The organism is Salsuginibacillus kocurii DSM 18087, assembly GCF_000377705.1.
Lineage (GTDB): Bacteria > Bacillota > Bacilli > Bacillales > Marinococcaceae > Salsuginibacillus > Salsuginibacillus kocurii.
Genome location: NZ_KB898623.1, coordinates 61,579 through 83,681 on the forward strand (window position 1 = coordinate 61,579; position 22,103 = coordinate 83,681).

General features: G+C 42.3%; 26 protein-coding genes and 1 other annotated feature. Of the genes, 10 read left to right on the forward strand and 16 right to left on the reverse strand.

What is annotated here, in order from left to right; genetic code table 11:
- Positions 1–23 precede the first annotated feature (23 nt).
- From ftsL to D469_RS0100300, 5 genes are all read right to left on the reverse strand, one after another.
- Positions 24–377 (reverse strand): cell division protein FtsL, encoded by a 354-nt coding sequence (gene ftsL / locus D469_RS19280; RefSeq protein ID WP_018921349.1) that lies wholly within the window; start codon positions 375–377, stop codon positions 24–26.
- A 14-nt stretch (positions 378–391) separates the two neighbouring features.
- Positions 392–1,330 (reverse strand): 16S rRNA (cytosine(1402)-N(4))-methyltransferase RsmH, encoded by a 939-nt coding sequence (gene rsmH / locus D469_RS0100285; protein WP_018921350.1) that lies wholly within the window; start codon positions 1,328–1,330, stop codon positions 392–394.
- A 19-nt stretch (positions 1,331–1,349) separates the two neighbouring features.
- Positions 1,350–1,781, reverse strand: coding sequence for a division/cell wall cluster transcriptional repressor MraZ (gene mraZ, locus D469_RS0100290; RefSeq protein WP_018921351.1), 432 nt, complete (start codon positions 1,779–1,781; stop codon positions 1,350–1,352).
- Between the two features lie 314 nt (positions 1,782–2,095).
- Positions 2,096–3,715, reverse strand: a complete 1,620-nt coding sequence (bshC, locus tag D469_RS0100295; RefSeq protein WP_018921352.1) for a bacillithiol biosynthesis cysteine-adding enzyme BshC — start codon at positions 3,713–3,715, stop codon at positions 2,096–2,098.
- Between the two features lie 84 nt (positions 3,716–3,799).
- Positions 3,800–4,192: a DUF3397 domain-containing protein gene (locus tag D469_RS0100300; protein ID WP_018921353.1), complete on the reverse strand. Its 393-nt coding sequence runs from the start codon at positions 4,190–4,192 to the stop codon at positions 3,800–3,802.
- A gap of 189 nt (positions 4,193–4,381) precedes the next feature.
- Between D469_RS0100300 and D469_RS0100305 the strand changes: the two genes are divergently transcribed.
- Positions 4,382–4,861, forward strand: coding sequence for an N-acetyltransferase (locus D469_RS0100305; RefSeq protein ID WP_018921354.1), 480 nt, complete (start codon positions 4,382–4,384; stop codon positions 4,859–4,861).
- Between the two features lie 125 nt (positions 4,862–4,986).
- On the opposite strand, the gene D469_RS19285 is transcribed toward D469_RS0100305, so the two are convergent.
- The 4 genes from D469_RS19285 to D469_RS0100325 all read right to left on the reverse strand — a co-directional run bounded on the left by D469_RS19285 (position 4,987) and on the right by D469_RS0100325 (position 7,137).
- Positions 4,987–5,442, reverse strand: a complete 456-nt coding sequence (locus tag D469_RS19285; protein ID WP_156816867.1) for a hypothetical protein — start codon at positions 5,440–5,442, stop codon at positions 4,987–4,989.
- Between the two features lie 75 nt (positions 5,443–5,517).
- Complete coding sequence (locus tag D469_RS0100315; protein ID WP_018921356.1) at positions 5,518–6,282, reverse strand: enoyl-CoA hydratase/isomerase family protein; 765 nt, start codon at positions 6,280–6,282, stop codon at positions 5,518–5,520.
- A gap of 104 nt (positions 6,283–6,386) precedes the next feature.
- Positions 6,387–6,557, reverse strand: a complete 171-nt coding sequence (gene rpmF, locus D469_RS0100320; protein WP_018921357.1) for a 50S ribosomal protein L32 — start codon at positions 6,555–6,557, stop codon at positions 6,387–6,389.
- Positions 6,558–6,603: 46 nt separating this feature from the next.
- A complete protein-coding gene (locus D469_RS0100325; RefSeq protein ID WP_018921358.1) occupies positions 6,604–7,137 on the reverse strand; it encodes a YceD family protein in 534 nt (177 codons plus the stop codon).
- 253 nt (positions 7,138–7,390) lie between these two features.
- On the opposite strand from D469_RS0100325, the gene D469_RS0100330 reads away from it, so the two are divergent.
- A complete protein-coding gene (locus D469_RS0100330; protein ID WP_018921359.1) occupies positions 7,391–8,620 on the forward strand; it encodes a nucleotidyltransferase in 1,230 nt (409 codons plus the stop codon).
- 466 nt (positions 8,621–9,086) lie between these two features.
- On the opposite strand, the gene D469_RS0100340 is transcribed toward D469_RS0100330, so the two are convergent.
- Positions 9,087–10,142, reverse strand: coding sequence for a SepM family pheromone-processing serine protease (locus D469_RS0100340; protein WP_018921361.1), 1,056 nt, complete (start codon positions 10,140–10,142; stop codon positions 9,087–9,089).
- Positions 10,102–10,923: a patatin-like phospholipase family protein gene (locus D469_RS0100345; RefSeq protein WP_018921362.1), complete on the reverse strand. Its 822-nt coding sequence runs from the start codon at positions 10,921–10,923 to the stop codon at positions 10,102–10,104. The genes D469_RS0100340 and D469_RS0100345 overlap by 41 nt, the downstream gene beginning before the upstream one ends.
- A gap of 197 nt (positions 10,924–11,120) precedes the next feature.
- Between D469_RS0100345 and ylbJ the strand changes: the two genes are divergently transcribed.
- Positions 11,121–12,317: a sporulation integral membrane protein YlbJ gene (gene ylbJ, locus D469_RS0100350; protein ID WP_018921363.1), complete on the forward strand. Its 1,197-nt coding sequence runs from the start codon at positions 11,121–11,123 to the stop codon at positions 12,315–12,317.
- 894 nt (positions 12,318–13,211) lie between these two features.
- Here the strand turns inward: ylbJ and coaD are convergent.
- Positions 13,212–13,712 (reverse strand): pantetheine-phosphate adenylyltransferase, encoded by a 501-nt coding sequence (gene coaD, locus D469_RS0100360; protein WP_018921365.1) that lies wholly within the window; start codon positions 13,710–13,712, stop codon positions 13,212–13,214.
- 23 nt (positions 13,713–13,735) lie between these two features.
- Complete coding sequence (gene rsmD, locus D469_RS0100365; RefSeq protein ID WP_018921366.1) at positions 13,736–14,284, reverse strand: 16S rRNA (guanine(966)-N(2))-methyltransferase RsmD; 549 nt, start codon at positions 14,282–14,284, stop codon at positions 13,736–13,738.
- Positions 14,285–14,764: 480 nt separating this feature from the next.
- Here rsmD and D469_RS0100375 point away from each other — a divergent pair, with 480 nt between their 5' ends.
- Complete coding sequence (locus tag D469_RS0100375) at positions 14,765–15,151, forward strand: DUF7147 family protein (RefSeq protein ID WP_018921368.1); 387 nt, start codon at positions 14,765–14,767, stop codon at positions 15,149–15,151.
- On the opposite strand, the gene D469_RS21385 is transcribed toward D469_RS0100375, so the two are convergent.
- Positions 15,148–15,426, reverse strand: a complete 279-nt coding sequence (locus D469_RS21385) for a YlbG family protein (protein ID WP_083910668.1) — start codon at positions 15,424–15,426, stop codon at positions 15,148–15,150. The two genes, D469_RS0100375 and D469_RS21385, sit on opposite strands and share 4 nt — an antisense overlap.
- A 166-nt stretch (positions 15,427–15,592) precedes the next feature.
- Between D469_RS21385 and D469_RS20865 the strand changes: the two genes are divergently transcribed.
- Positions 15,593–15,904: a hypothetical protein gene (locus D469_RS20865; RefSeq protein ID WP_018921370.1), complete on the forward strand. Its 312-nt coding sequence runs from the start codon at positions 15,593–15,595 to the stop codon at positions 15,902–15,904.
- A 187-nt stretch (positions 15,905–16,091) separates the two neighbouring features.
- On the opposite strand, the gene D469_RS0100390 is transcribed toward D469_RS20865, so the two are convergent.
- Positions 16,092–16,343, reverse strand: a complete 252-nt coding sequence (locus tag D469_RS0100390; RefSeq protein ID WP_018921371.1) for a hypothetical protein — start codon at positions 16,341–16,343, stop codon at positions 16,092–16,094.
- Positions 16,344–16,444: 101 nt separating this feature from the next.
- On the opposite strand from D469_RS0100390, the gene D469_RS0100395 reads away from it, so the two are divergent.
- Positions 16,445–16,639: a YqzH family protein gene (locus D469_RS0100395; RefSeq protein WP_018921372.1), complete on the forward strand. Its 195-nt coding sequence runs from the start codon at positions 16,445–16,447 to the stop codon at positions 16,637–16,639.
- Here the strand turns inward: D469_RS0100395 and D469_RS0100400 are convergent.
- Positions 16,626–17,414, reverse strand: coding sequence for an SDR family NAD(P)-dependent oxidoreductase (locus D469_RS0100400; protein WP_018921373.1), 789 nt, complete (start codon positions 17,412–17,414; stop codon positions 16,626–16,628). The genes D469_RS0100395 and D469_RS0100400 overlap by 14 nt on opposite strands.
- 137 nt (positions 17,415–17,551) lie before the next feature.
- Positions 17,552–17,764, forward strand: a binding site (T-box leader).
- Positions 17,765–17,815: 51 nt separating this feature from the next.
- Here D469_RS0100400 and proB point away from each other — a divergent pair.
- The 4 genes from proB to D469_RS0100420 all read left to right on the forward strand — a co-directional run bounded on the left by proB (position 17,816) and on the right by D469_RS0100420 (position 22,087).
- A complete protein-coding gene (proB, locus tag D469_RS0100405) occupies positions 17,816–18,940 on the forward strand; it encodes a glutamate 5-kinase (RefSeq protein ID WP_018921374.1) in 1,125 nt (374 codons plus the stop codon).
- A 2-nt stretch (positions 18,941–18,942) separates the two neighbouring features.
- Complete coding sequence (locus D469_RS0100410; protein WP_018921375.1) at positions 18,943–20,193, forward strand: glutamate-5-semialdehyde dehydrogenase; 1,251 nt, start codon at positions 18,943–18,945, stop codon at positions 20,191–20,193.
- Between the two features lie 15 nt (positions 20,194–20,208).
- Entirely contained in the window at positions 20,209–21,042 is an 834-nt protein-coding gene (proC, locus tag D469_RS0100415) for a pyrroline-5-carboxylate reductase (protein ID WP_018921376.1), read from the forward strand.
- A 178-nt stretch (positions 21,043–21,220) separates the two neighbouring features.
- Entirely contained in the window at positions 21,221–22,087 is an 867-nt protein-coding gene (locus D469_RS0100420; protein WP_018921377.1) for an ion transporter, read from the forward strand.
- The last annotated feature ends 16 nt before the right edge of the window (positions 22,088–22,103 follow it).

Below are 22,103 nucleotides of genomic sequence, written 5' to 3' on the forward strand. Positions count from 1 at the left end.
CCACCTAAGCCTATAAGACTCACTTAATCTTGGACGACTCGAACACGATCTTCTTGAAGTGACATATTTAATTCTTCTGTGGCGTAATGAATGATTCGATCTGGGGCACTAAGCTCGGATACTTGTACATAAAGACTTTCATTAATCTCTTGCTGTTCCTGCACGGAAGTATTTAACGTGGATATTTCACGTTCTTGTGTATGAATGTGGGCGTAATTCGAAATAATCACTGAGGCAACAATGGCTATAATCACAGTCACGAACAAAAACAGTAGCTTCTCGCCTTTTGTTATTTTGCCAGGCAGCCTTTTCTGTACCGTTTTATGTACTGTCTCCGGTGCAGATTTGAATTCTTGTTGTCTAGCATATTGCTGCATTCTAATCCCTCCCTCTAATTTTTCCTTGCAATTCTTAGCTTGGCCGAACGTGCACGGTTATTTTGTTCTTGCTCCTCAGCTGTTGGAACAATTGGTTTTTTGCTGACTAGTGCAAACTCAGGTTGATACTCCTCAGGGATAACAGGCAGGCCGCGCGGCAAATCTGGAAGGGAACTTTTCTGTTTAAAGAATTGTTTTGCAATGCGGTCCTCTAAAGAATGAAAGGAGATGACACAAATCCGGCCCTCTTTATTTAATAGTTGTGATGCTTGCTCAAGTGCTTCTTCAAATGCTTTCAACTCATCATTAACGCCAATACGTATAGCTTGAAAGGTTTTTTTAGCGGGGTGTCCGCCGGTTCGCCTGGCTGCTGCTGGAATAGCCGATTTAATGACCTCAGCAAGCTCGGTAGTTGTTTTAATAGGTTTTTCTTCTCTATTTCTTTCGATCTTGCGCGCAATTTGCTTGGCAAATTTCTCTTCCCCGTAGCGATGAATTAACCAAGCAAGATCAGCAAACGACCACTCATTAATGACTTGAAATGCTGTCCGTGTCTGGTTGCGGTTCATCCTCATATCTAAGGGTGCCTCATGCCAATAACTAAATCCCCGTTCTCCTTCATCAAATTGGTGAGAGGAGACACCAAGGTCAAACACAACTCCATCTACAGCGTCTATGCCTTGTTTGTGCAAAGCCGCTTTTAACCCTCTAAAGTTTTCTTCAATAATAATAAGTTGATTTTCATAGGCAGCTAATCGCTTCTTTGCTGCTTTTACAGCCTCTTCATCTTGGTCGAAAGCAAAGACTCGGCCTTTTTCATTTAAATGCTTCAATATTTCTTCAGTATGACCGCCGCCGCCCAACGTACAATCTACATACGTTCCTGAAGGGTTAATTTGTAAACCTTCAACCGTTTCATGGAGCAGGACAGTTTCATGTTGAAACGCCTTCAAACGTTCCACCTCCTGCGTTCTATAAATCAAGATCAGCCATGTTTTCTGCTAGCTCACTAAACGACATTTCCGCTTCGTCGACATAAGCTTCCCATTTGCTAGCAGACCAAATTTCAACGCGAGTCGAAACACCAACGATTACACATTCTCCTGATAACTCAGCATAGGTGCGAAGCGATGCCGGGATTGGGACACGGCCTTGCTTGTCCGGTTTCACTTCGGCCGCTCCGGAAAACAAAAAGCGAGAGAATGCCCGTGCATCTTTTCTAGTTAAAGGTAATTGCTTCACTTTCTGTTCCAATGTCTTCCATTCTTCATACGGGTAGACAAATAAACAATGGTCCATCCCTCTTGTAATTACAAAAGGAGCACCTAAGCCATCACGGAATTTGGCAGGGAGGATGAGGCGTCCCTTATCATCGATTTGGTGATTAAACTCGCCGATAAACATAGCTTCTCCACCTTTACTCCACCCTATGTGTATAACGTACCACAATCCACCACCTGTTACCACTTCAAATTATAAATTTAATTTTAAAAAATGATTTCAATATCAGAGAAAAGCCCAGCCTTCTTTACTAACGTTTGTTAAAACATGAACTTTATTAACATTTATTTTCGGTCTCTTTAAATGTCGGTTTGCTAACTACCTATTAATACAGCTTTCACCCTTTCTCCTATATCTCTCGCAAATACGAAAAGCTGCCCCGGGTAGGACAGCTTTTCGTGATTACTATTAAATTGTTTTATGGAAAACGCTCACTCTTATAAATAAACGACCTTTTTCCCTTTACCGAGCGTAGAGACATTGTTTATAAATCGGTTAAGATCATCATCTCCATTATGGTTCAACCAACACATGACGTTAAACAGCCGTTCTTGCGTACCTCCAAGGGGAAAGAGATGATTTTTTGCCATACGGAGATTCTTTAAGCGAGTATATAAGCGTTCGGTCTGAAGCTCATTTAACCGCAACCCGAGACTAGTGACTTCCTTCACGATCTGGCCTCTTTTCTGCTTGACGTATGTTTCTTGCCCGTCCGCCGTTTCATGGATCAACTGAAAAAGTTGGTCTAAGGATGGCAATATTTCTGATAGCGCTTTGCCGGCTTCCTTCTCACCATCTATTGGCGTTGCCTGCTTTTTTACACCTTGCAAATAGTGATCCACTTCTTCTGCAGTAAGCTCCTCCAGTTTTAAGTGTTCATTCCGAAGGGTTTTAGCTGTTTTTCTGTCTACTAGCTGCAGAAACAAACGTGGCACCACCGGCGGCACATGATAACCAAACTTATGAAACAAAGGAGCTACCATTGACCAATAATGGATTTCGCCAGGGCCGGCTACAAAGGACAACACAGGAAAAAGGTGTTCTTGCATCAAAGGTCTGGTAAAGACATTTGTACTAAAACGAGCGGGATCATCTGCAGCCATGGCACTCCATTCTCCCACAGCTGCTCGCCCTTCTCCATTGCTTAGCTTCAATTCCCCACTATCCATTTGTAAAAGCGGCCATCTTCGTTTCTCTTTAACGACAAATAAATGAGTATGGTCTTTAGAAATATCCAATGGAACTTGATAGCCATCGGCAAGTAAATTTTGTTTCCCGGTATCAAAAGCATGCTGAAGATCATCTAACTTCTCTATCATCTCTTTAAACATATCGCCTTCAAGCGCCCGCAGGTTTGAATCATAAGCATCCACTAAGACCAGTCCCTGGTCTTTAAACAAGAAAGAAAGAACTTCCGCAAAATAATCACTCATCGTGTGAGCGCGACTTGCTAACGTGAGCAACGTGTCTAGTAATGGCTTCGTATGTTCCGTTTCCTGTAAAGTTGAAAAAACCTGAACTAAAAAATCTTCCAACGCATCTTTATCTAAAGCTTGCTCAGATAGAGGCGAGCGCTTCAACTGCCTCCCTTGGTATGTTTGTTTCTGTGTTACTTCATGTTTAGGAAGGAAGACGTGGTGAACTTCTTCAAAGTCGTGATCTTCCCCAGCCACCCAAAATAGCGGAATCACAGGTACACCCAGCTGTTTCTCCTGCTCTTTGGCCAGAATAAGAGCAGTGACAGCTTTAGCTATCGTGTATAGCGGCCCGGTTAGTAAACCAGGTTGTTGGCCAGTAACAACAAACACACTGTTTTCGTCTTTTACTTTCTCTATCATCTCTAATGCGTTTTCTGAATATAAGAAGCGTTCTTGATATCTTTTTAAGATGTAATAGAGCTTTTCCCGTTCAAAAACTCTGCCGTTAAGCTCTTCCAACCTTTTGTCCTCCGCACCAAAGGGAGGATAATCAAAGTACGTTAGAGCTTTCTTATTTCCATTTATGTAGTCCCCACTAAAACCAGATAGTGTCGGAGGGGATTCATCTGTTACCTTCATGAACTGGTGCCCCCTAATCCATTCTGCAAGCAATTACCTTCAGGATATCATGACGAAAACTGTTATTCTAAAAAAAAGAATCGATTAAATATAGACATAATTCATCCAATAATACCCCAACCCTACAAAAGAAAGTAGCACATAAGCTGAAAAGAACAAAAGAAACTGAAAACGCCAAACTCCCATTAGCATATGACGAAGAGAGATTTCTTCATACTTTTTCCAATGAACCCATGTGAACAGGCTCGCCACAACCAATAAGAGCAGCACAAAAAGCCATAACAGTGAATAATTCCATATAGCACTCACCAAAACATAAACAGCACCCATAAAAAAGATGGTAGAACCATCAGCAGCATGGAGGAGCGCTCGTTTTTTCTGTTTATGTATTTTGACAGATATAATATATATAAAATAAAACAGTAAAAGCGGTACTGTTAGCAAAGTAGCTAATATAAACGCGACTGCCTCGCCCAATCTTAACACACCCCCCGGTGTTAGTTTGGTAGATGTAGCTCTTAGATTTTAGCATAGTTAGAAAAGCATGCCCATGGAGTGTTGGCATTTAAAAGATTTTTACTATTCAAAATTTAATTACACCCCATACAAACGCTTTCATATGTAGTAAAATAAAATTGACTCGCACTTCTACTAGGAGGGGTTACATTGACTACTTCAAACGTTGAGCGCTTGCTCATCAATTACAAAACACTTGAAGATTTTACAAACTTCAAAGAGTACGGCATTCAAGAACTTTCGATGAAAGAAGAACTTGAAGAAAACATTATTGAAAACGACAGTGAATCTCCTTTTTACGGAATATATTATGGCAACCGCCTGGTCGCACGTATGTGTTTATACCGCATTCGCGCAAAATATGATCATTATTTTGAGCCTCCACAAGATTACCTTGAACTATGGAAACTTGAAGTGTTGCAACCATACCGGGGCCAAGGCTTCGGCGAAGAACTCGTCAATTATGCAAAATCATTCGGTCTCCCGGTAAAAACAAACGCCAGGCAACGCTCTGATGATTTTTGGCATAAAATGGATTTTGAAGCCGTCACCTATGTTCCCGAACGAGACCGCGGTGAAAATCCATACGTTTGGTACCCGGAGGGCGTCAAAGAACAAGAACAGGACTAGCTGTCAACGAGTTGCTTTTGCGTACAACCAAAAGAGGCTGCCGATCCCGGCAGCCTCTTTTCAATTTCCCGCGGATGAAAACGGTGTTGTCTTTGCTCAAAGCCTAGAAGCAGCTAGTAGCATGCTTATTTCGCTTCCATCGATTCTCCGACAGTAACGCGAACGATTTCTTCCCGCAACTTTTCATATTTGTCCTTCCAAAGGTCCCGCTCATTCAGCATTTCCTCGTACTCGTTCGCCGACACCCACTTCGTTTCATCAACTGGTTGAGAGGATTTTTCTACTTCCCATTCTTTCCATTTCTTTAAATGTGCAATTGCGTCTTCAAGCATGTTCATACGTTCAGAGTTAAGTGTATCCTCTGCCTCTTTCCCACTTTCCTCCACGTTCTCTACTGTTGATTGCAATTGCTTCCTAACTACTGCGTTCCACCGATAACCACAGGCAGCAGCTGTCCTTTCTAGCTCAAGCCCTGCTTGTTTAAACGCATCTAACTGAGTTTTTCCTTGATCAATGTACGTCGTAACTATTTTCGCAAGAATTTGATCTTCTTTTTTTGACCACGCATCCTGACGCATCATTACTCATTCCTTTCAAATGATGAGTTAACTCAGGATATGCTTACATTCTTGGAGATAGAATACCCTTTATCTCATTTATAGTTTTTTCTCTATGAAGCGCTGAACGGCTTTTTCATGTGCCGGAAGTGCCCATAGGCGTGCACATTCTGCAATTTCTTCAGCCATTTGCCTTCGCAACTCTTCTTTATTTACGGTTCGCAATGCCATCGCCTTGTAAGCTTTGCACACGTCAGGCGGAGAAGCTAACACTTCCTCTATCTCTTGCTGACAATGTTCTATCAGTGCGTCACCTGCTAGTATGTGATCAACAAAACCCATTTCTTTGGCAGCATGAGCAGAGTAAATAGCACTGGACGTTAGCATCGAAAAAGCCTTGGACCGGTCAATTCGCGTAAAAAGAAGGGTGCCTCCGCCCCACCCCGTTGTAATAGCGAGACCTCCTTGTACAAATCCTATTTTTGCCTGAGGAGTACTAAATCTATAATCACAAGCTGTAGCTAGTTCACACCCTCCTCCTATTGCTGTGCCATTAAGCAAGGCTACTGTAGGCTTCGGAAAGAAATATAACTTATCCAATACGCGATTCATTCTCTCTAACATCTCTTTCGCTTCGACTTCAGTTTTTAAGTTATGAAATACAGATAAATCTCCACCCGAGCAAAAAGCAGCATCTCCACTCCCTTTTACAATCACAGCGCGAACATTCGGATCTGACTCAGCCCGGCCTAAACATTCCATTAATTCAGTCATCACTTCATAATTCACTGCATTTCGTTTATCAGGACGATTAATTGTAATCCAGGCGTCCTTTTGCTCCACTTGATATGTAACCGTTCTCAAAAAACCATCTCCTTATTTTAGTCTACTATAATATCAACAATTAAAAATCAAAATCAACACAAAAAACCTTCCCTCATTAGCCGGGAAGGTTCTGTCCTTTAGTCTTACGCTTTAACATCTTGCCCTTTGTAAGAACCGCAGGAGCTGCATACACGGTGAGTACGCTTCATTTCACCGCATTCCGGGCATTCAACCATGCCTGGAATTGAAAGCTTTTTGTGGGTACGACGTTGTCTCTTCTTTGTCTTGGATGTGCGTCTGACTGGTACAGCCATCAGTCCCACCTCCTTTTCGTATTCATGAAGTCGGCTTATGCCACATTCAATCTTCTTTTTCAAAAAACTTGGCAAGGTCAGCGAGGCGGGGATCTACCTTTTGATCCTGTTCCTGCTCGCGGCGGTGTTTCAATTCATCTTCTGTAACGACTTCCCAAAACTCTCCTTGCTGCGGTGCTTCTCCATCTGCCGAATCTCCAATCACCTGGATTGGAAGCTCCAACAAGACATGTTCTTTGATGTAGGGAGATAAGTTAATAATACCCTGCTCAGGTTCATGCAACGAATCATCTTCTTCACTCACCGGTTTTCCATCTAATTGAAAGCGTTCCACAGCTTGAATATCAAATGGAACTTCGACGTCTGCCAATGTTCGCGAACACGGAAGAGTCATTACTCCTTTGATGTTTAATGTAAACTCCGCTCGCTCTGACGAAATCTCACCATTACCCGTTACTTTAATGGGAGATATAGCTCGAAGCTCTTTATCAGTTTCAACAAGGTCCTGTCCATCGATTGAGTCATCAATCGTTACACCTGTGCGCTGGTTTGCCAATAATTGTTGAATGGTCCATCTCATTGATGATCACCTCAAAGCAACAAAACTCATTATAGATGTTTATTCCTTAGTTTGTCAACGTTTTTTCTTTACATTATACTCATTAGTAGCGGGGCTTTTATATCCTAACATGCGGAAAGAATTTTGAACAGATTTTTAACATTAATAATGTGGTTTTCTTACGTAGTAACCACAATTTAGTCTTTGTAAACTTTATCTCTTCTATCCCTTTCACTTTTACATTCAACCCTTAGGAGGAAGGAACGATCGACGTATGCACGTGACCGGCGTTATTGTTGAATACAATCCACTTCATAATGGTCATGCTTATCACTTACAACAAGCAAGAAAGCAAAGCGGTGCAGATATAGTAGCCGCTGTTATGAGTGGTTATTTTTTACAACGGGGAGAACCTGCTCTTCTTCCCAGGCGAACACGGGTGAAAATGGCTCTTCGCGCAGGCGCTGATCTTGTCATTGAGCTCCCCTATTTATACTCTACTCAGCACGCCTCAATTTTTGCACACGGGAGTATCGCTATACTGAAGGAATTGGGCGCCGATTCCATCTGTTTTGGAAGTGAAGCCGGGGACCAGGATTCATTTCACCAATTACAAACGTTCATGGCCACTCATAAAAAACAGTATGAAGAACTTATTCAAAACAAGATAAAACTAGGAATGAGCTATCCTCGTGCTTGCTCAGAAGCTTTCCAGGCACTACTTCCTGCTGAGAGCCTCCCTAGCCTCTCTCAACCAAACAATATTCTCGGCTTCCATTACATGGAAGCTATTACCAGGCTCCAAGCCAACATTAAACCCTTTACGGTTCAGCGAATTGGGAGCGGCTACCATTCTCTGCACGAAACAAAAGGGATCATGAGCGCCACAGGGATTCGGAATGCCCTTTCAAACGGCCAATCACTTGTGGACCTCAAACCTTACCTGCCTGCTTCCACTGTTGAAGAGTGGCAACAAGATGAGTTCTTGGTCGACATGAACTGGGAACGTTATTTTTCCTATTTACAGTACAAATTATTAACAACAACCCCCGCGGAACTTAGTGCCTGCTATGAAATTGAAGAAGGGATTGAGAATAGGCTGCAACAAGCAGCTTTAAACTCAACCACCTTTAACGAATGGATAAATAATGTCAAAACAAAACGCTACACTTGGACGCGCATTCAGCGAATGGCTACTCATTTGCTCACGGGAGCTAAAAAAGAAGACATGAGGGTTTCACTAACTGATAGCAAGATTGACTCCGCCCGGCTATTAGGGATGAACCAGAAAGGACAAAAATGGCTAAACGAGCAAAAACATAATCTTCACCTTTCATTATACACCACCCCTAGTAAACAAGACACCACCCAGAGTCGGTTAGATGCAAGAGCAGCTAAAAGTTATTTCATGGGCTTTCCCAAAGATAAACGGTTACAAGGAATAAAGCATGAATACAGCATGCCCCCGCTTCGTTATGATGAAGAAGCACAACTCTTTAAATAGCTCTAACATTGTTGAAGGCGTGCAGGCTGCTCCCTCCCCCCATAACAGTCATGTGGGCGACATCAACGTCGTCTTCACTACGTTTGATGTCGCCATATCTGCTTTGCCGCAAACGCATTAAAAACCACCATAACGCCTTGCACAAAGCTGCTGAAAAACTGCTTATCGCATAAGAAATGGTTTATTTTTTTACTATAACCTGTTTAAAGGGGTTGATGAGATCTGCGCAAGCTCGCTTTCCTTGGAGAAGTCAGCAAGCCGCTTCGAGCGTCGCTCTGCAGGGCCTTGCCCTGACTTCTTTTCCCCCTGGAGTCTCACTTTCTTCGGTCTCAACTATTTCTAACAATGTAATTATCGGTGAATGGACTTTTTAGCAGCCTCCGCCTTGTACCTGCGAGAGTTCCCTTGGAGCGCGTTTCTGTTGTAATCTCGTACCTTTCAGAAAGGTATGTTAAAACAAAAATGGCTAGGAACCTCTATGTTCATTGAGGTAATCAATAGCTTCCTGCAACGTCTCCACCGGGACAATCTCCATAGCCGTATCTATGTTTTCAGCTGCTTCAGCTGCCTCCAGGTAGTTCGAACCTTCTTCATCTTCATCAGCCGGGGTAAAAAAGATATCAATGCCAGCTTGGTCAGCTGCTACAACTTTTTGACTGACACCGCCAATCCGCCCTACATTTCCCCCTTCATCTATGGAACCGGTCCCTGCTATATTAAGGTCACCGGTTAAATCCTGCTCCGTAACCTGGTCATATATTTCAAGTGAAAACATAAGACCTGCTGAAGGCCCGCCGATAGCACCGGCATCAATATCTACTGACGGGTCAAAGCTTACTTCCCGGTCGGCAACAGGATATTGAATACCTAATCCGACTTGACCATCCGTTGCCATTTCGCCAGGGAAAGGCTCCATTTGTACAATTTCATCAAATCGTTCTCCGTCCCGCTCAATTGTTAATTGAACTTCATCTCCTTCTTCTTTTCCTTCCAGCTGGGCGTGCAATTGCTCTAGTGTCTCAATCTCGACTTCATCAATAGCACGTATATAATCTCCATTCTCTAAATAGTTGGCTCCATCCATTCCTTCAACTACTTGCGTCACTAGAATCCCTAATGGCTCCATGTCTACTTCCAGGCCTGCAGCCTCGTAAGCTGACAATTTAGAAGCCTCTTGCGAACTAGTCATCAACATTGTCTGCCTATGCTGATAATCCTCGTCTGTTTCGCCTTCTTGCAGTAAAGCATCTTCGTGAGTTAACGTTCTGTAATCACTAAACTGTGACCATACATATAGAAAAGGATTTGCCCGTTGCTGTTGAATCGTTGTTAAATAGAAATCCCCTTCTTGTTCTTCCATACCCTCGACTTCTATAAATTGGTCCAGCGCTAATGCATCCCCGGGCTGGGAATAATAATAAGGGAGCGGGATTTGATATATGGCAAGCATAATTAGGAGGATGAAAACAGTTAACCAGTATTTAGGCATCGGCTTGGGTTTCTGTTGATTCGGTTGATTCATGATTGAGCTCCTTCCACTCCGAAATTTTTTCTTTTATTGTAGGAATTAAGCGCTCAGTTTCTTCTCTTCCCGCAGCTATTAGTTTCTCACTCTCTTCAAATTCAAAGGTGTGATGCCGTGTGGTGATAGGGCGAATAATAGCGTCTGCATTAATTTCTTTTTCCTGCATCAATTCCCGTCCCATGATTTCCATGCTTTGCATAATCACGTCATAGATCGAAGTGATCTCAATATTTTCTTCAAAAAAAGAAACATCTACAGCTATGGTTACGTCAACATCCTGCTCTTTCAATGTACTAGCCGGTACTCGGTCAATGACGCCCCCATCAACGCACCACTTCTCACCGATCTTTTCTGGGACAAAAATACCTGGAATTGAGATGCTCGCCCGTACAGCCTGTTCTACCTCTCCCTCCTTAAACAACACTTGTTCTCCTTGCTTTAAGTCCGTAGCTACTATGGTAGTTGGAATATCCAATTCTTCTAGCTTTTTGTTTTTTACTAGCATAGCAATGACTTGTTTTAGCCGATTACCTTGAATCAATCCCATTTTTGGCACAGTAAAGTCCAGATAGTAACGTTTACGAAACAATTTAGCTAGTTTTTCAAGGTCAGAAGGGGTTTGACCAGCTGCATACAGACAACCAATGAGCGCTCCTATACTGGAGCCTACAATATAGTGTACCGGGATCTCATGTTCTTCAAGCACTTGTAAAACGCCAATATGAGCAATTCCTCGTGCGCCTCCCGATCCTAAAGCTAAACCAATCTTCGGAAACATGTTCAACCCTCCGGTTCTCTTTCCATTTACATTCCTATTCTATTTTATCATCTCATACGTATAGTGATGACAGCCCTGTCCACTTCGTTCAACGAATACTCACAATTCATGTTAGTTGCTCTCTTTTGAGAGTCCTTTGGCATTCCAGCCATACAGTACGTCCATGGGTAGAAGTTATAAGGAGGTTTCATTTACAGGTGGTCCGATCTAGATTTTATTCCTTACTTATAGGATGTGTTACATTTACATTTGTTATTGCTTTAATCGTTGATTCAGAAACATCATTTGAAGCATCCATGCGCGGTATGACGATGTGGTGGGAGATCGTCTTCCCAACACTACTTCCTTTTTTTATTATGTCAGAATTACTCCTTGCCTTCGGTGTTGTTCATTTTATCGGTACATTGGTAGAGCCGGTCATGCGCCCTTTATTTCGTGTTTCTGGGTCCGGGGGCTTTGTGTGGATTTTAGGAATGGCTTCAGGCTACCCCGCGGGAGCTAGATTTACGCTTAGACTATGGGAGCGCGGCGACATTTCAACCACAGAAGCTGAACGGTTAGTTGCATTCACGAATGCAGCTAATCCCTCATTTTTAGTTGGGGCTGTAGCCGTAGGTTTTTTTCATGAACCAGCTCTTGGTGTACTGCTGCTGATTGCTCATTACAGTGCAAATGCACTAGTAGGCATAAGCATGCGTTTTTATGGAAAAACTCCTTCCCTTGCTCATAAAAAAGGCAGAGTTTCATTAATGGTTGCATTTGAACGTATGCATCAAAACCGTATTAAAGAATTGCGCCCCATTGGAGAAATCTTAAGCGATGCCGTGGAAAGTTCCGTACGTACCTTGCTCATGGTTGGAGGCTTCATGATTTTTTTCTCTGTAGTCGTTGAGCTGGCCACTTCATTACAGGCGTTAGTTCTGCTTAGCCAATTTCTTCATATTATTACTTCTTTAGCTGGCCTTCCTCAAGCTATGGATAGTGCGATTGTAGCTGGGTTATTCGAGATGACTCTTGGAGCAAACCTCATTAGTCAAACTACAGGTGTCACGCTCAAAGAACAAGCAATAGCAGCTAGTTTTGTCTTAGGATGTTCCGGCCTTTCCATCCAAGCTCAAGTTGCCAGTATGTTGGCTAAAACGCCAATCCGTTTAACTCCTTTTTTCTTTGCCCGCTTACTGCACGGTCTCTTAGCTGCCCTTCTCACTTATTTGCTATGGCCGTTTTTAAATATTGAGGCAAACATGGAGACATCACGAAGTGTAGTTGCCTCGCCACTAGAGTCATTTACCTTCTCCCATTTCGGCTGGGTCGAAGTATTATGTACCTTTTTATTAATTTTTACAGTACTACGCTCATTAAATAGACAGCGCCAACCTCGTAAAACAATATAAACATTTGATAATGTTAACAGTCTAAGGGCATACTAACGGCGGTTATAGCAAAGAAAAAGGTGATAATTTTGCTTTTCAATATAGTGATCGGGTGCTTAATTCCGTGGGTCTTTCTCTTCCTATTATATAAAAAGTCTCCTAAAATAACCGTCTTAATCCTCCCTTTAGGCATTTCTTTAGCATTTCTTGCGAACAATTGGGGAGACGGGATTTTTTGGATAGTGACCCCATATGTCGAAGTAAACCCTTCTCTTTCATCATTTGCTTGGAACATAGGATACTTTCCGTTTTTAGCATGCATATTTGCTTATATTACAGTTAAAAAAACTTTGAATAGCGTGGTCCTCGTTTTGGCCTTTTCAGTTACGACTACATTTGCAGAACTAATGAGCGTAACGATAGGCAGAGTCTCCTACTATAACGGTTGGACCATCAGCCTCACCTTTTTGGTTTATCTAACATCCTTTCTCATAACCTTAGGCTATGTCCATGTACTATCCAAATTTAAAATACTACATGTACCCAGTCCAGATGGCGGGTAAACGCTAAAACAAATTTCTAAATTAAGAGGGAATAAATCTTCACTTCGGAAAGGGCTTACGGAAGGTATAAAGAAGAGAAGTGAGCCGCTGTTCTAGCTGAACAAACACTTTAAAATGAAAGTACTACTCCCCCGTCATAGAAGAGGATACAATTAAAAAGTTAACACCTAAGTAAACAGCGATGAATTTAAACGAGAAGCGATGAGAGGAAGGTATTTATAGACGGAAGTTCTTTACACAGGAGCTGCTCCAAAAAGGGAGAGCTCCTGTGTAACTATGTATAGTTATTGTGGTGCCTGCAAAAAGGGCTAGCAAAGCACTCTACACCCACAAACAAAATGATAAATCCGCATCAGTCCTTCTGATCAACGGCCTCCCCATACTTCCTCTGCAATGCTGCTTTTACAGATTGCGGTACAAGATCAGTGACATCCGCATTATATTTTGCTACTTCTTTCACAATGCTCGAGCTTAAATAGGAATACTGATTGTTCGTCATCATAAAGAACGTCTCGACATTCGTATCCAGTTTACGATTAATAGAAGCAGCTTGCATTTCATATTCAAAATCAGAAACAGCCCGTAAACCTCTTACGATCACTCCTGCCTCCCGACTTCTTATATAATCAATTAAAAGCCCATGAAAGGCATCAATTTCAATATTAGCCATGTCTTTTGTTGCCTCTTTTAACATTTGAACTCGTTCCTCCACTGAAAAAAGCGGGGTTTTATTCCGATTATGTAAAACAGCAACCACTACATGATCAAAAACCTTTGCACTTCGTTCAATGATATCAAGGTGGCCATTCGTTACTGGATCAAAACTCCCTGGATAAACAGCTACTGTACTCACAACAAAGCTCCCCTTTTTAATATTCACTCACTGAAAATTGAAACCCCTGTGGAATCATAAGCTTGTTGGCGCATCAACTGCAGATCGTTTACCCTGTCGGGAAGTTTACTCTCACGTGGATGTTCACAGATGACGAGTGCATCCTCTCCGACTAGTTGATGCGTTTGAAGTTGAACAAGCATTTCTGAAAGATTAACCTTATCATACGGAGGATCTAAAAAGATATACTGAAACGCCAGTTCTCGTTTCTGTAAAGCTTTCATCGCACGCTTCGCATCGTTCATAAATACTTGCGTCTGCTCCTCTACGCCTGCTCGGCGGATATTTTCATGAATCGTTCGGACCGCTGCCCGCTCACGATCGATAAAAATAGCAGATTCTGCACCACGGCTTAAAGCTTCAATCCCTAATGACCCGCTGCCAGCATATAAATCAAGCACTTGGCCCCCATCAAAAAAAGGCCCAATTTGTTGAAATAACGCTTCTTTCACTTTATCAGTAGTTGGCCTCGTTTTTTTGCCTGGTACTGGTTTCAACCCAAGCCCTTTTGATTTACCAGCTACAATCCTCATAAGCTCCGCCCTCTTTCTTTAAGCCAAAACATAACCTTCCTCACGCTAATACTTCTTACACTTTCCATGTTTCTTATGATTTATTGAATAAAACATTCTAATCTTGCTCATACTTGAAAACAGACAACATGACTAGGTGTTGTTTAAACCGCAATGTTCTTTTGCTCCCCCCAAAAGAACATACTCCGGTTTCTCCTCTCCCTTACAATTGTCCATACAATCTGGACCAGCTGCTCCCTAGCTTGGAGCAGCTTTTTTTTATTTTCAGCTACTGAAAAAAGTTCTGTTAAAATTAGAGCTGATATTTTGTCCATGGCTTCTTACGTCACATACGGAGCTGGAGCCTCGCTTATAACCCAAACGCCTCGGTCATAACAAGCCTTCTATAACCTCTTCATACATGCGTGCATGATTTAGGGTACAGTTTTCTCTTTCTTTCGTGATAAAGTAGATGCATACATAAAAAAGGAGTCGAAAGAAATGATACAGCGATTTATTGAACTAGGCACCGGATATGGCGATATTTATGAATTGATCGAAATTCTTCACCATCAAAACAACCGTATACAGGCTGTCCTTCAGCTAAATGCACAGAGCGGCAATTCTACTGTCGTTTCATATGTTGCCATCCTTAAACCAGCTCAACAAAAATTTCAGCCATTATATATTTGCCGAGAAGGCATTCCAAACCCAGCATATACACAAAATGAGAGAAGCCGGCTGATTGACGAAGCCGTTTCAGCAAACGGCTTATATATTCAGGAATTGGATGTTAAACATTCTTCTGAATTTGCTGAACCTCAGCTTTATTACCAGTATTTAATCGGGATTCTCCGGATGAGCCGAATCATTGACCCTCTCACTTAATGGGAAGACGTCTGTTCTTCGGTCTCGGCTTTTAAATTGGCAATGGTGTTAGAGGTTTCTATTTGAACCTGGGGCCGATACGACCAATCAATTTGGGTAACAAAAGGAAGAGATTCTAAATCTGCAGCCACATGCTCTGCCTCCTCAGCATCGCAATAAAGGATTGCATATTTCATTCGTTTTGATACGTAGTGAACATTTCCGTATTTACGCAATTGTCGTGCTTTTTTTGTCGATCGCAACCAGACGGAGAGCCCTTGTCTACTTTTATACATATATTCCACCCTTTGCTCTCTGTTTACGTTAAGTCTAGCACGGGTAACGTATATCGACAATCAGGAGACTAAATGATTATTAAAATCAGGGTTTTGCTCTCTTTTTGTAAATTTGGCAGCACCTTTAAAGGTAGAATGGAGTTGGGTGAATTAGGGGGGGGAGCGGATGACACTAGAAGCTATGTACGCCCAATTAGAATCACAATTAGCATATACCTTCGGCAAATTCAATGTAAAACACAGAATGGCTGGAGGGGTTCATTTTTTTTACCTGCCGGCTCACAACGAACTTGAATACAAATTACAAAAAACTGCAGCCCGTGTAATCCAAGGCAAACAGCTGCAAGCAAATATTCATTATTCCCGTTATGATCCTGGGCAAGATCAGCACATTTATAGGGTGAGCTTTGTGGTCCCGCTGAAGAAACGTTTCTGCTGCGGGAATGGCTGCACTGATTGTATACGCCTTAAGAGATGAATTTTATTAATAAGCAACATTCATGCATTAAATTATTATTAACAAAGGTAAGATTCTTCCATTACTAGCTTGGCAAGCATCCGTTCATGCCAGAAGCATCTGCCCCCTGTGCTTACATTTTAAGTGCCAATAAAAAAGCGAAGGCGAACACTATGACCCCTTCGCTTTGAAGCACATTCTGTTAATATTAAATGGCAAAGCCAACTGCTAAAATGGCGGAAATAATTCCTACACTTAATAACACTCCATTGATCATGGTCTTTCGGTTAGATTTTGCCATCCAAACTAAGAAAATGACAAGGACAGCCAATGCGGCCATAAACAAGCTTCCTAATAGAAAATCAAGTCCACCGTAGCGGCTCCATTCAAAGACTAGAGCTAAACACCAGGCAACAAATAAAGCAATTGCCCCGAGTGATAATCCTTTTTGCATACTCATAATTGTTTCACCTGCTTCGACGAAATCTTTTTCTCCGTTTATTTTACACGATTCCTTTTCTTTACGCGAGTCTTATTCCTTTATAGCAAGGAGGAAGCCAGTTGTCTGCTGATTGGACACTTTCTTATATGAAAGAAGTATATTATTCTTACTCAGGAGAGAAGGAGTTCCCTTTAACAGAAGAAGAACTATTACAGCTAAAAAACCACATTGACGAGCGTTTGCGTACAGAGACTGATACGCCAGAATTCGAAATTATTCACGATTGTATTTATGCTTATTTTAACGGCGATTAATTTTTTTCATAAACAAGGGTTTCGATAATGTCTCAACAAAACGTGGAGATAAGCTATAAAAGAAGGCCGCAATGTTCATCCAGCGCGGCAGGTTTACTTCGCGTTTTGGCTTGTCTACAGCTCTTGCTATATGCTCAGCAGCTGTAGATGGAGATATGAGCCAGCGCCCTACTGCTTCCTCATAACCCCCGCTTGGGTCAGCCTTTTGTAAAAATGGGGTTTTTACAGGGCCATAATTGACTGCGGTTACATATACATGGTTCCCCACCTCCATCCGCAATACGTTCGTATAAGCGAGCATGGCATGCTTACTAGCAGCATAAACTGCCGACTTTGGAGTGGGAAGCTTCCCGGCCTGAGAAACTACATTTATAATATGCCCTTGATTACTTTCTTTTAAAAACGGAAGTAAGTTGTTAACCAGTGCGATTCCACCAAGTACGTTTACTTGGAACGTTTCCTCAGCCGTATGCATATCTATTTGTTCTATTTCCTGAAATACCCCATAACCCGCATTATTAATCAAAACATCAGGAGAATAGTTATTGTCTTGAATCCACTTAATTAACTGACTCCGGTCTTTTTCTTTTGTAATGTCACAAGCAAAAAAGGACGGTTGATATCCTGATTGTTCATAAATATACGCACTAACTTCGGCCAGTTTCTTTGACGAGCGTGCCACTAAAACGGGCGAATGGCCGTTTTGGGCAAGCAGCAAAGCTGTTTCTTTGCCAATTCCACTTGATGCACCGGTTACCCACACTTCTCGTCTCACGCAGCCACCTCCTCGTTATGCAGCTTATTCATTTTTACGAATATCGTAAATAGGCAGCGAGAATGATTGCACATCTCTTCAACTAATGATAAAGTATTCATCAAATGATACACAAACGATACATTGCATCATATAAATAAAAAGCGAAGAAAGGATCAAGTAAGCTGAAACCAAGCATTAGAGAGCGAAATCCACGGCTGGAAGATTTCGTGCCACTGCATCGGCTGAACCTGTCCCGGAGCTAGCAAGCAAACTTGCTCGCACGTCAGCGATATTGACGATTAAGGGGATGCATGAACCTTGCATGCATCAACCAAAGGTGGTACCGCGGAACACCCTCCGTCCTTTGTAACAGGACAGAGGGTGTTTTTTGTTTCAGTTTAGAACAAGGAGCGAAAAAAATGGGAAAAGAACGGATTGTTGTTAAAATCGGCAGCAGCTCACTTACCAATGAACAAGGTGGATTGGCAGAAAAAGCTATATCAGAATATGTCGAAGCCATAGCCCGCCTTAAAAAACAAGGACATGAAGTGGTCGTCATTTCTTCTGGTGCGGTGGCAGCCGGCTTTAACGACCTCGGCTATCCAACCCGTCCAGTATCCACAGCTGGCAAACAAGCCGCTGCGGCTGTCGGCCAAGGGGCGTTGATGCAAGCTTATACTGAAGCTTTCCAATCTCACGGTTTACGAACCGCTCAAATTCTTTTAACGAAAGAAAACTTTGCCAACCGTTCACAATATCAAAATGCTTATGCGACACTACAAGAATTATTAAAACGGCAAACGATTCCGATTATTAATGAGAATGACACCGTCTCCATTGACGAATTAACGTTTGGAGACAATGATATGCTCTCCGCCCTCGTAGGGGGTATGATGCATGCCCGTCTACTCATTATGTTAACGGATATTAACGGCATCTATGATTCCAATCCAAACACAAACCGCGACGCAAAACGTTATCATTTTTTACCTGATGTCCCTGAAGAATTAGTAGAAAATACAGGTAGCGAAGGTTCAACACTCGGCACAGGTGGCATGAAATCAAAAATTGAAGCTGCCCAGCGAGCTCTCTCGTTAGGATTAAATGTATTTATTGGCCAAAAACAATCTGCAGATGCCTTGTTAGATGTACTAGCAGGCAAAGGCAATGGCACATACATCGGCTATAAACCCCCTTCTTCGCTTTCCATCTCAAACAAAAAACAATGGGTCGGACTTCATTCCGAAGTCTCCGGACAGCTTGTCATTGATGCAGGGGCCGAACGGGCTTTAATGGAAAAGGGAAAAAGTCTGCTTCCTGCCGGTATCAAAGAAACCTCAGGAAGCTATCATGCCGGTGACGTAGTAGAAGTTGTAAACGAAAAGGACGAACGAATTGGAAGAGGCCAAGTCAATATGTCTTCAATTGAAATCCAAGAAATTAAAGGACTTCCATCCAATGAAGCGTTCGGTTTAATTCAAACCTCACGTGCTGAAGTCATTCACCGTGATGACTGGGTCCCATTAACAAAGGAGCGAACATAAATATGAATGAATTAATTGAAAAAGCACAACAAGCAAAATGGAGCCGAGAACAACTTGCACTTTTAACAACTGAAGAAAAAAATGAAGCGCTGCAGCATATGGCTGAAGCTCTCGAAAATGAAAGGAATTTTATCGTAGCTGAAAACAAAAAAGATATTGATGAAGCAAAAGAAGCAAACATCTCTGCTGCGTTGATTGACCGGCTTACCTTAAGTGATCAACGGGTCATTGGAATGGCAAATGGGCTTCGTCAAGTAGCTGAACTAGAAAACCCAATTGGGGAAATTACTGAGGAATGGACGCGGCCAAATGGACTGCTGATTCAGAAACAACGCGTGCCTCTCGGCGTGATTGGAATGATTTATGAAGCTCGGCCTAACGTCACCGCTGAAGCCTCCGCACTTTGTCTAAAAGCTGGTAACGCTGTACTCCTGCGCGGAAGTTCTTCTGCCTCTCATTCGAACCAAGCCATAGTGGATGTATTAAAACGTGCCTTGGAAGACACTGCTCTTCCCCCAACTGCGTTACAATTGTTGACTGACACCTCAAGAGAAACGGCAAATGAAATGCTTAAGCTCACTGACTATCTTGATGTCTTGATTCCAAGAGGGGGAGCCGGCTTAATTCAACACGTTGTAAAAGAAGCTGCTGTTCCAGTATTAGAAACAGGCGTTGGAAACTGTCATGTCTATATCGATGCATCAGCAAAAAAGGAAATGGCTATTCAAATTGCGGTGGATGCCAAAACAGACCGCCCCTCTGTCTGCAATGCTTGTGAAACCATTTTACTGCATGCAGATTGGGCCGATAACTATTTAGTGGAGCTGAGTGAAGAGCTGAGAAAGCAAGGAGTCACCATTCGTGGAAACGAAAAAGCAAGGGCTCTTGATGGGAATATTGAACGCGTTTCGGAAGAAGACTGGTCTTGTGAATATCTAGACCTTACAGTAGCTTTAAATATTGTAGACTCCACGGAGGATGCAATTCGTCATATTCAATCGTATGGAACGGGACATTCAGAAGCCATTGTGAGTGAAGAACCTTTATCTGTAGAGAATTTTACTAGTCGGATAGATGCGGCTGCTCTTTATCATAACGCTTCCACACGTTTTACGGATGGAGAAGAGTTTGGATTCGGGGCAGAAATAGGGATCAGCACGCAAAAACTTCATGTAAGAGGGCCGATGGGATTAACAGCTCTCACCTCGAATAAATATTTAATTAAAGGCACAGGCCAAACTAAAAGTAAGTAGGAAGGCGGGGCAAGTATGCTTGAAAATACAAAAATCACCTTTATCGGTGCTGGGTCAATGGCTGAATCGATGATCGGAGGATTCATTCAAGAAAAGCTCATCCAACCCGGACAAATTACTGCTATCAATAAAGAAAACCACCCGCATCTCGAAACCTTGCAGAAGAAATATGACATTCAGACTACGACTAATTTGCAGGAAGCAATGACTGCAGCTGATATAGTCATCCTAGCCGTAAAACCAAAACACAGTGCTGAGGTCATGGAAAAATTACGAGAATATCTCACACCTTCCCAATTACTGGTTTCGGTCTTGGCAGGAGTTCCAACCTCCTACTTACAAGAACTAAGTCAGAGTACGATACCAATCATTAGGGCCATGCCTAATACTTCAGCAAAAGTTGGAGCTTCAGCCACTGCTATCTCTGCAGGTGAGCATGCCGTACAAAATGATATCCAAATTGCCCGTCTGCTTTTTTCGGCAATCGGGAGTGTCACTATCGTTGAGGAAGAACAGCTAAACGCAGTGACAGGCGTTTCTGGCAGTGGGCCCGCTTATGTTTATTATATTGCAGAAGGAATACAGCAAGCAGCACATGCTGCTGGTTTAACCGATACACAGAGCCGGGAATTGATTGTACAAACGCTGTATGGAGCTGCTAAACGGTTGAAGTACTCAGATAAATCAGCTAGAGAACTATACCAGGAAGTTATGAGCCCGGGAGGAACAACTGAAGCGGCCTTTAAAGAACTCGAATCTTATCAGGTGCAACAAGGGATCGAAGCAGGGGTCCAGCAGGCGGTCCAACGCGCAATAGAACTGGGGCAGATTCCTTCAAATTTAAAATAAGGTATAAGAAAACGTGACATCCCCTACTATTTGGTGTCACGTTTTCTGCTTATTACAGCATTATAAATTATTACAAAAGAGAGAACTTTTAAGATTTATCTTTTAAGAATAGTCCAGCTCCTGTACAATCTAAAAGGATATCTCTACATACTTAGAAAGGGGCAAAGACTTCAAAGCTATGAATGAAGAAGCAGCTGAACACAAATCATGGCGGTATAAAGTTTCCCGCCTCGTTGAACATAAGCTATTTACTTGGACAATTATAACCTTCATTCTAATCAATGCGATCATTGTTGGAATCGAAACCTATCCCGCATTTTATGATGGCAATGAAGGTCTCTTTTTTCTTTTAGACCGCATTTTGCTCTGGATCTTTACTGTAGAAATCGCTTTACGCTTAATTGCGTCTGCCCCCACTTTGTCATTCTTCCGCAGTGGCTGGAACTGGTTCGACTTTTTAATTGTAGCGGCCGGGCATATATTCGTCGGAGGGCATTTCGTTACTGTTCTGCGAATTCTTCGCGTACTGCGTGTTTTACGTGCCATTACTGTCATCCCCTCCCTTCGCCGGCTCGTTGATGCTTTAATGCGCACCATTCCATCGATGGGAAATATCATGATTTTAATGAGCATCGTGTTTTACATTTTTGCAGTGATAGGCACGATTTTGTATGCCGATGTGCTACCAGAGTATTTCGGCACGTTAGGTGCTACCATGATTACTCTATTTCAGGTCGTTACGCTTGAGTCCTGGGCCGAAGAAGTTATGAGGCCGGTGCTTGCTATTGACCCTTCTTCTTGGATTTATTTTGTATCATTTATTCTGGTTGGAACGTTTGTTATTTTCAACCTCTTCATTGGTGTTATTGTAAATAATGTGGAAAAAGCAAATGAAGAAGATTTTAATGGGGAGTCAGGAGCTGACAAAGGAGCTGAACCGTTAATTCCTGACAGCAACACGAGGGAGATTCAAGAATTGCGCTCTGAAGTGGCTGAGTTAAAAGAAATGCTAAAAGAAATGAATCAAAAAAACGACCGTGAATAAGACGGTCGTTTTTTTA

Excerpts from the sequence above, each read along its gene's own strand:
- ftsL (WP_018921349.1), bottom strand. The coding sequence starts at position 377 with ATGCAGCAATATGCTAGACAACAAGAATTCAAATCTGCACCGGAGACA.
- mraZ (WP_018921351.1), bottom strand. The coding sequence starts at position 1,781 with ATGTTTATCGGCGAGTTTAATCACCAAATCGATGATAAGGGACGCCTC.
- bshC (WP_018921352.1), bottom strand. The coding sequence starts at position 3,715 with ATGAAGGTAACAGATGAATCCCCTCCGACACTATCTGGTTTTAGTGGG.
- D469_RS19285 (WP_156816867.1), bottom strand. The coding sequence starts at position 5,442 with ATGATGCGTCAGGATGCGTGGTCAAAAAAAGAAGATCAAATTCTTGCG.
- rpmF (WP_018921357.1), bottom strand. The coding sequence starts at position 6,557 with ATGGCTGTACCAGTCAGACGCACATCCAAGACAAAGAAGAGACAACGT.
- D469_RS0100325 (WP_018921358.1), bottom strand. The coding sequence starts at position 7,137 with ATGAGATGGACCATTCAACAATTATTGGCAAACCAGCGCACAGGTGTA.
- D469_RS0100330 (WP_018921359.1), top strand. The coding sequence starts at position 7,391 with ATGCACGTGACCGGCGTTATTGTTGAATACAATCCACTTCATAATGGT.
- D469_RS0100340 (WP_018921361.1), bottom strand. The coding sequence starts at position 10,142 with ATGAATCAACCGAATCAACAGAAACCCAAGCCGATGCCTAAATACTGG.
- D469_RS0100345 (WP_018921362.1), bottom strand. The coding sequence starts at position 10,923 with ATGTTTCCGAAGATTGGTTTAGCTTTAGGATCGGGAGGCGCACGAGGA.
- rsmD (WP_018921366.1), bottom strand. The coding sequence starts at position 14,284 with ATGAGGATTGTAGCTGGTAAATCAAAAGGGCTTGGGTTGAAACCAGTA.
- D469_RS0100375 (WP_018921368.1), top strand. The coding sequence starts at position 14,765 with ATGATACAGCGATTTATTGAACTAGGCACCGGATATGGCGATATTTAT.
- D469_RS21385 (WP_083910668.1), bottom strand. The coding sequence starts at position 15,426 with ATGTATAAAAGTAGACAAGGGCTCTCCGTCTGGTTGCGATCGACAAAA.
- D469_RS20865 (WP_018921370.1), top strand. The coding sequence starts at position 15,593 with ATGACACTAGAAGCTATGTACGCCCAATTAGAATCACAATTAGCATAT.
- D469_RS0100390 (WP_018921371.1), bottom strand. The coding sequence starts at position 16,343 with ATGAGTATGCAAAAAGGATTATCACTCGGGGCAATTGCTTTATTTGTT.
- proB (WP_018921374.1), top strand. The coding sequence starts at position 17,816 with ATGGGAAAAGAACGGATTGTTGTTAAAATCGGCAGCAGCTCACTTACC.
- D469_RS0100410 (WP_018921375.1), top strand. The coding sequence starts at position 18,943 with ATGAATGAATTAATTGAAAAAGCACAACAAGCAAAATGGAGCCGAGAA.
- proC (WP_018921376.1), top strand. The coding sequence starts at position 20,209 with ATGCTTGAAAATACAAAAATCACCTTTATCGGTGCTGGGTCAATGGCT.
- D469_RS0100420 (WP_018921377.1), top strand. The coding sequence starts at position 21,221 with ATGAATGAAGAAGCAGCTGAACACAAATCATGGCGGTATAAAGTTTCC.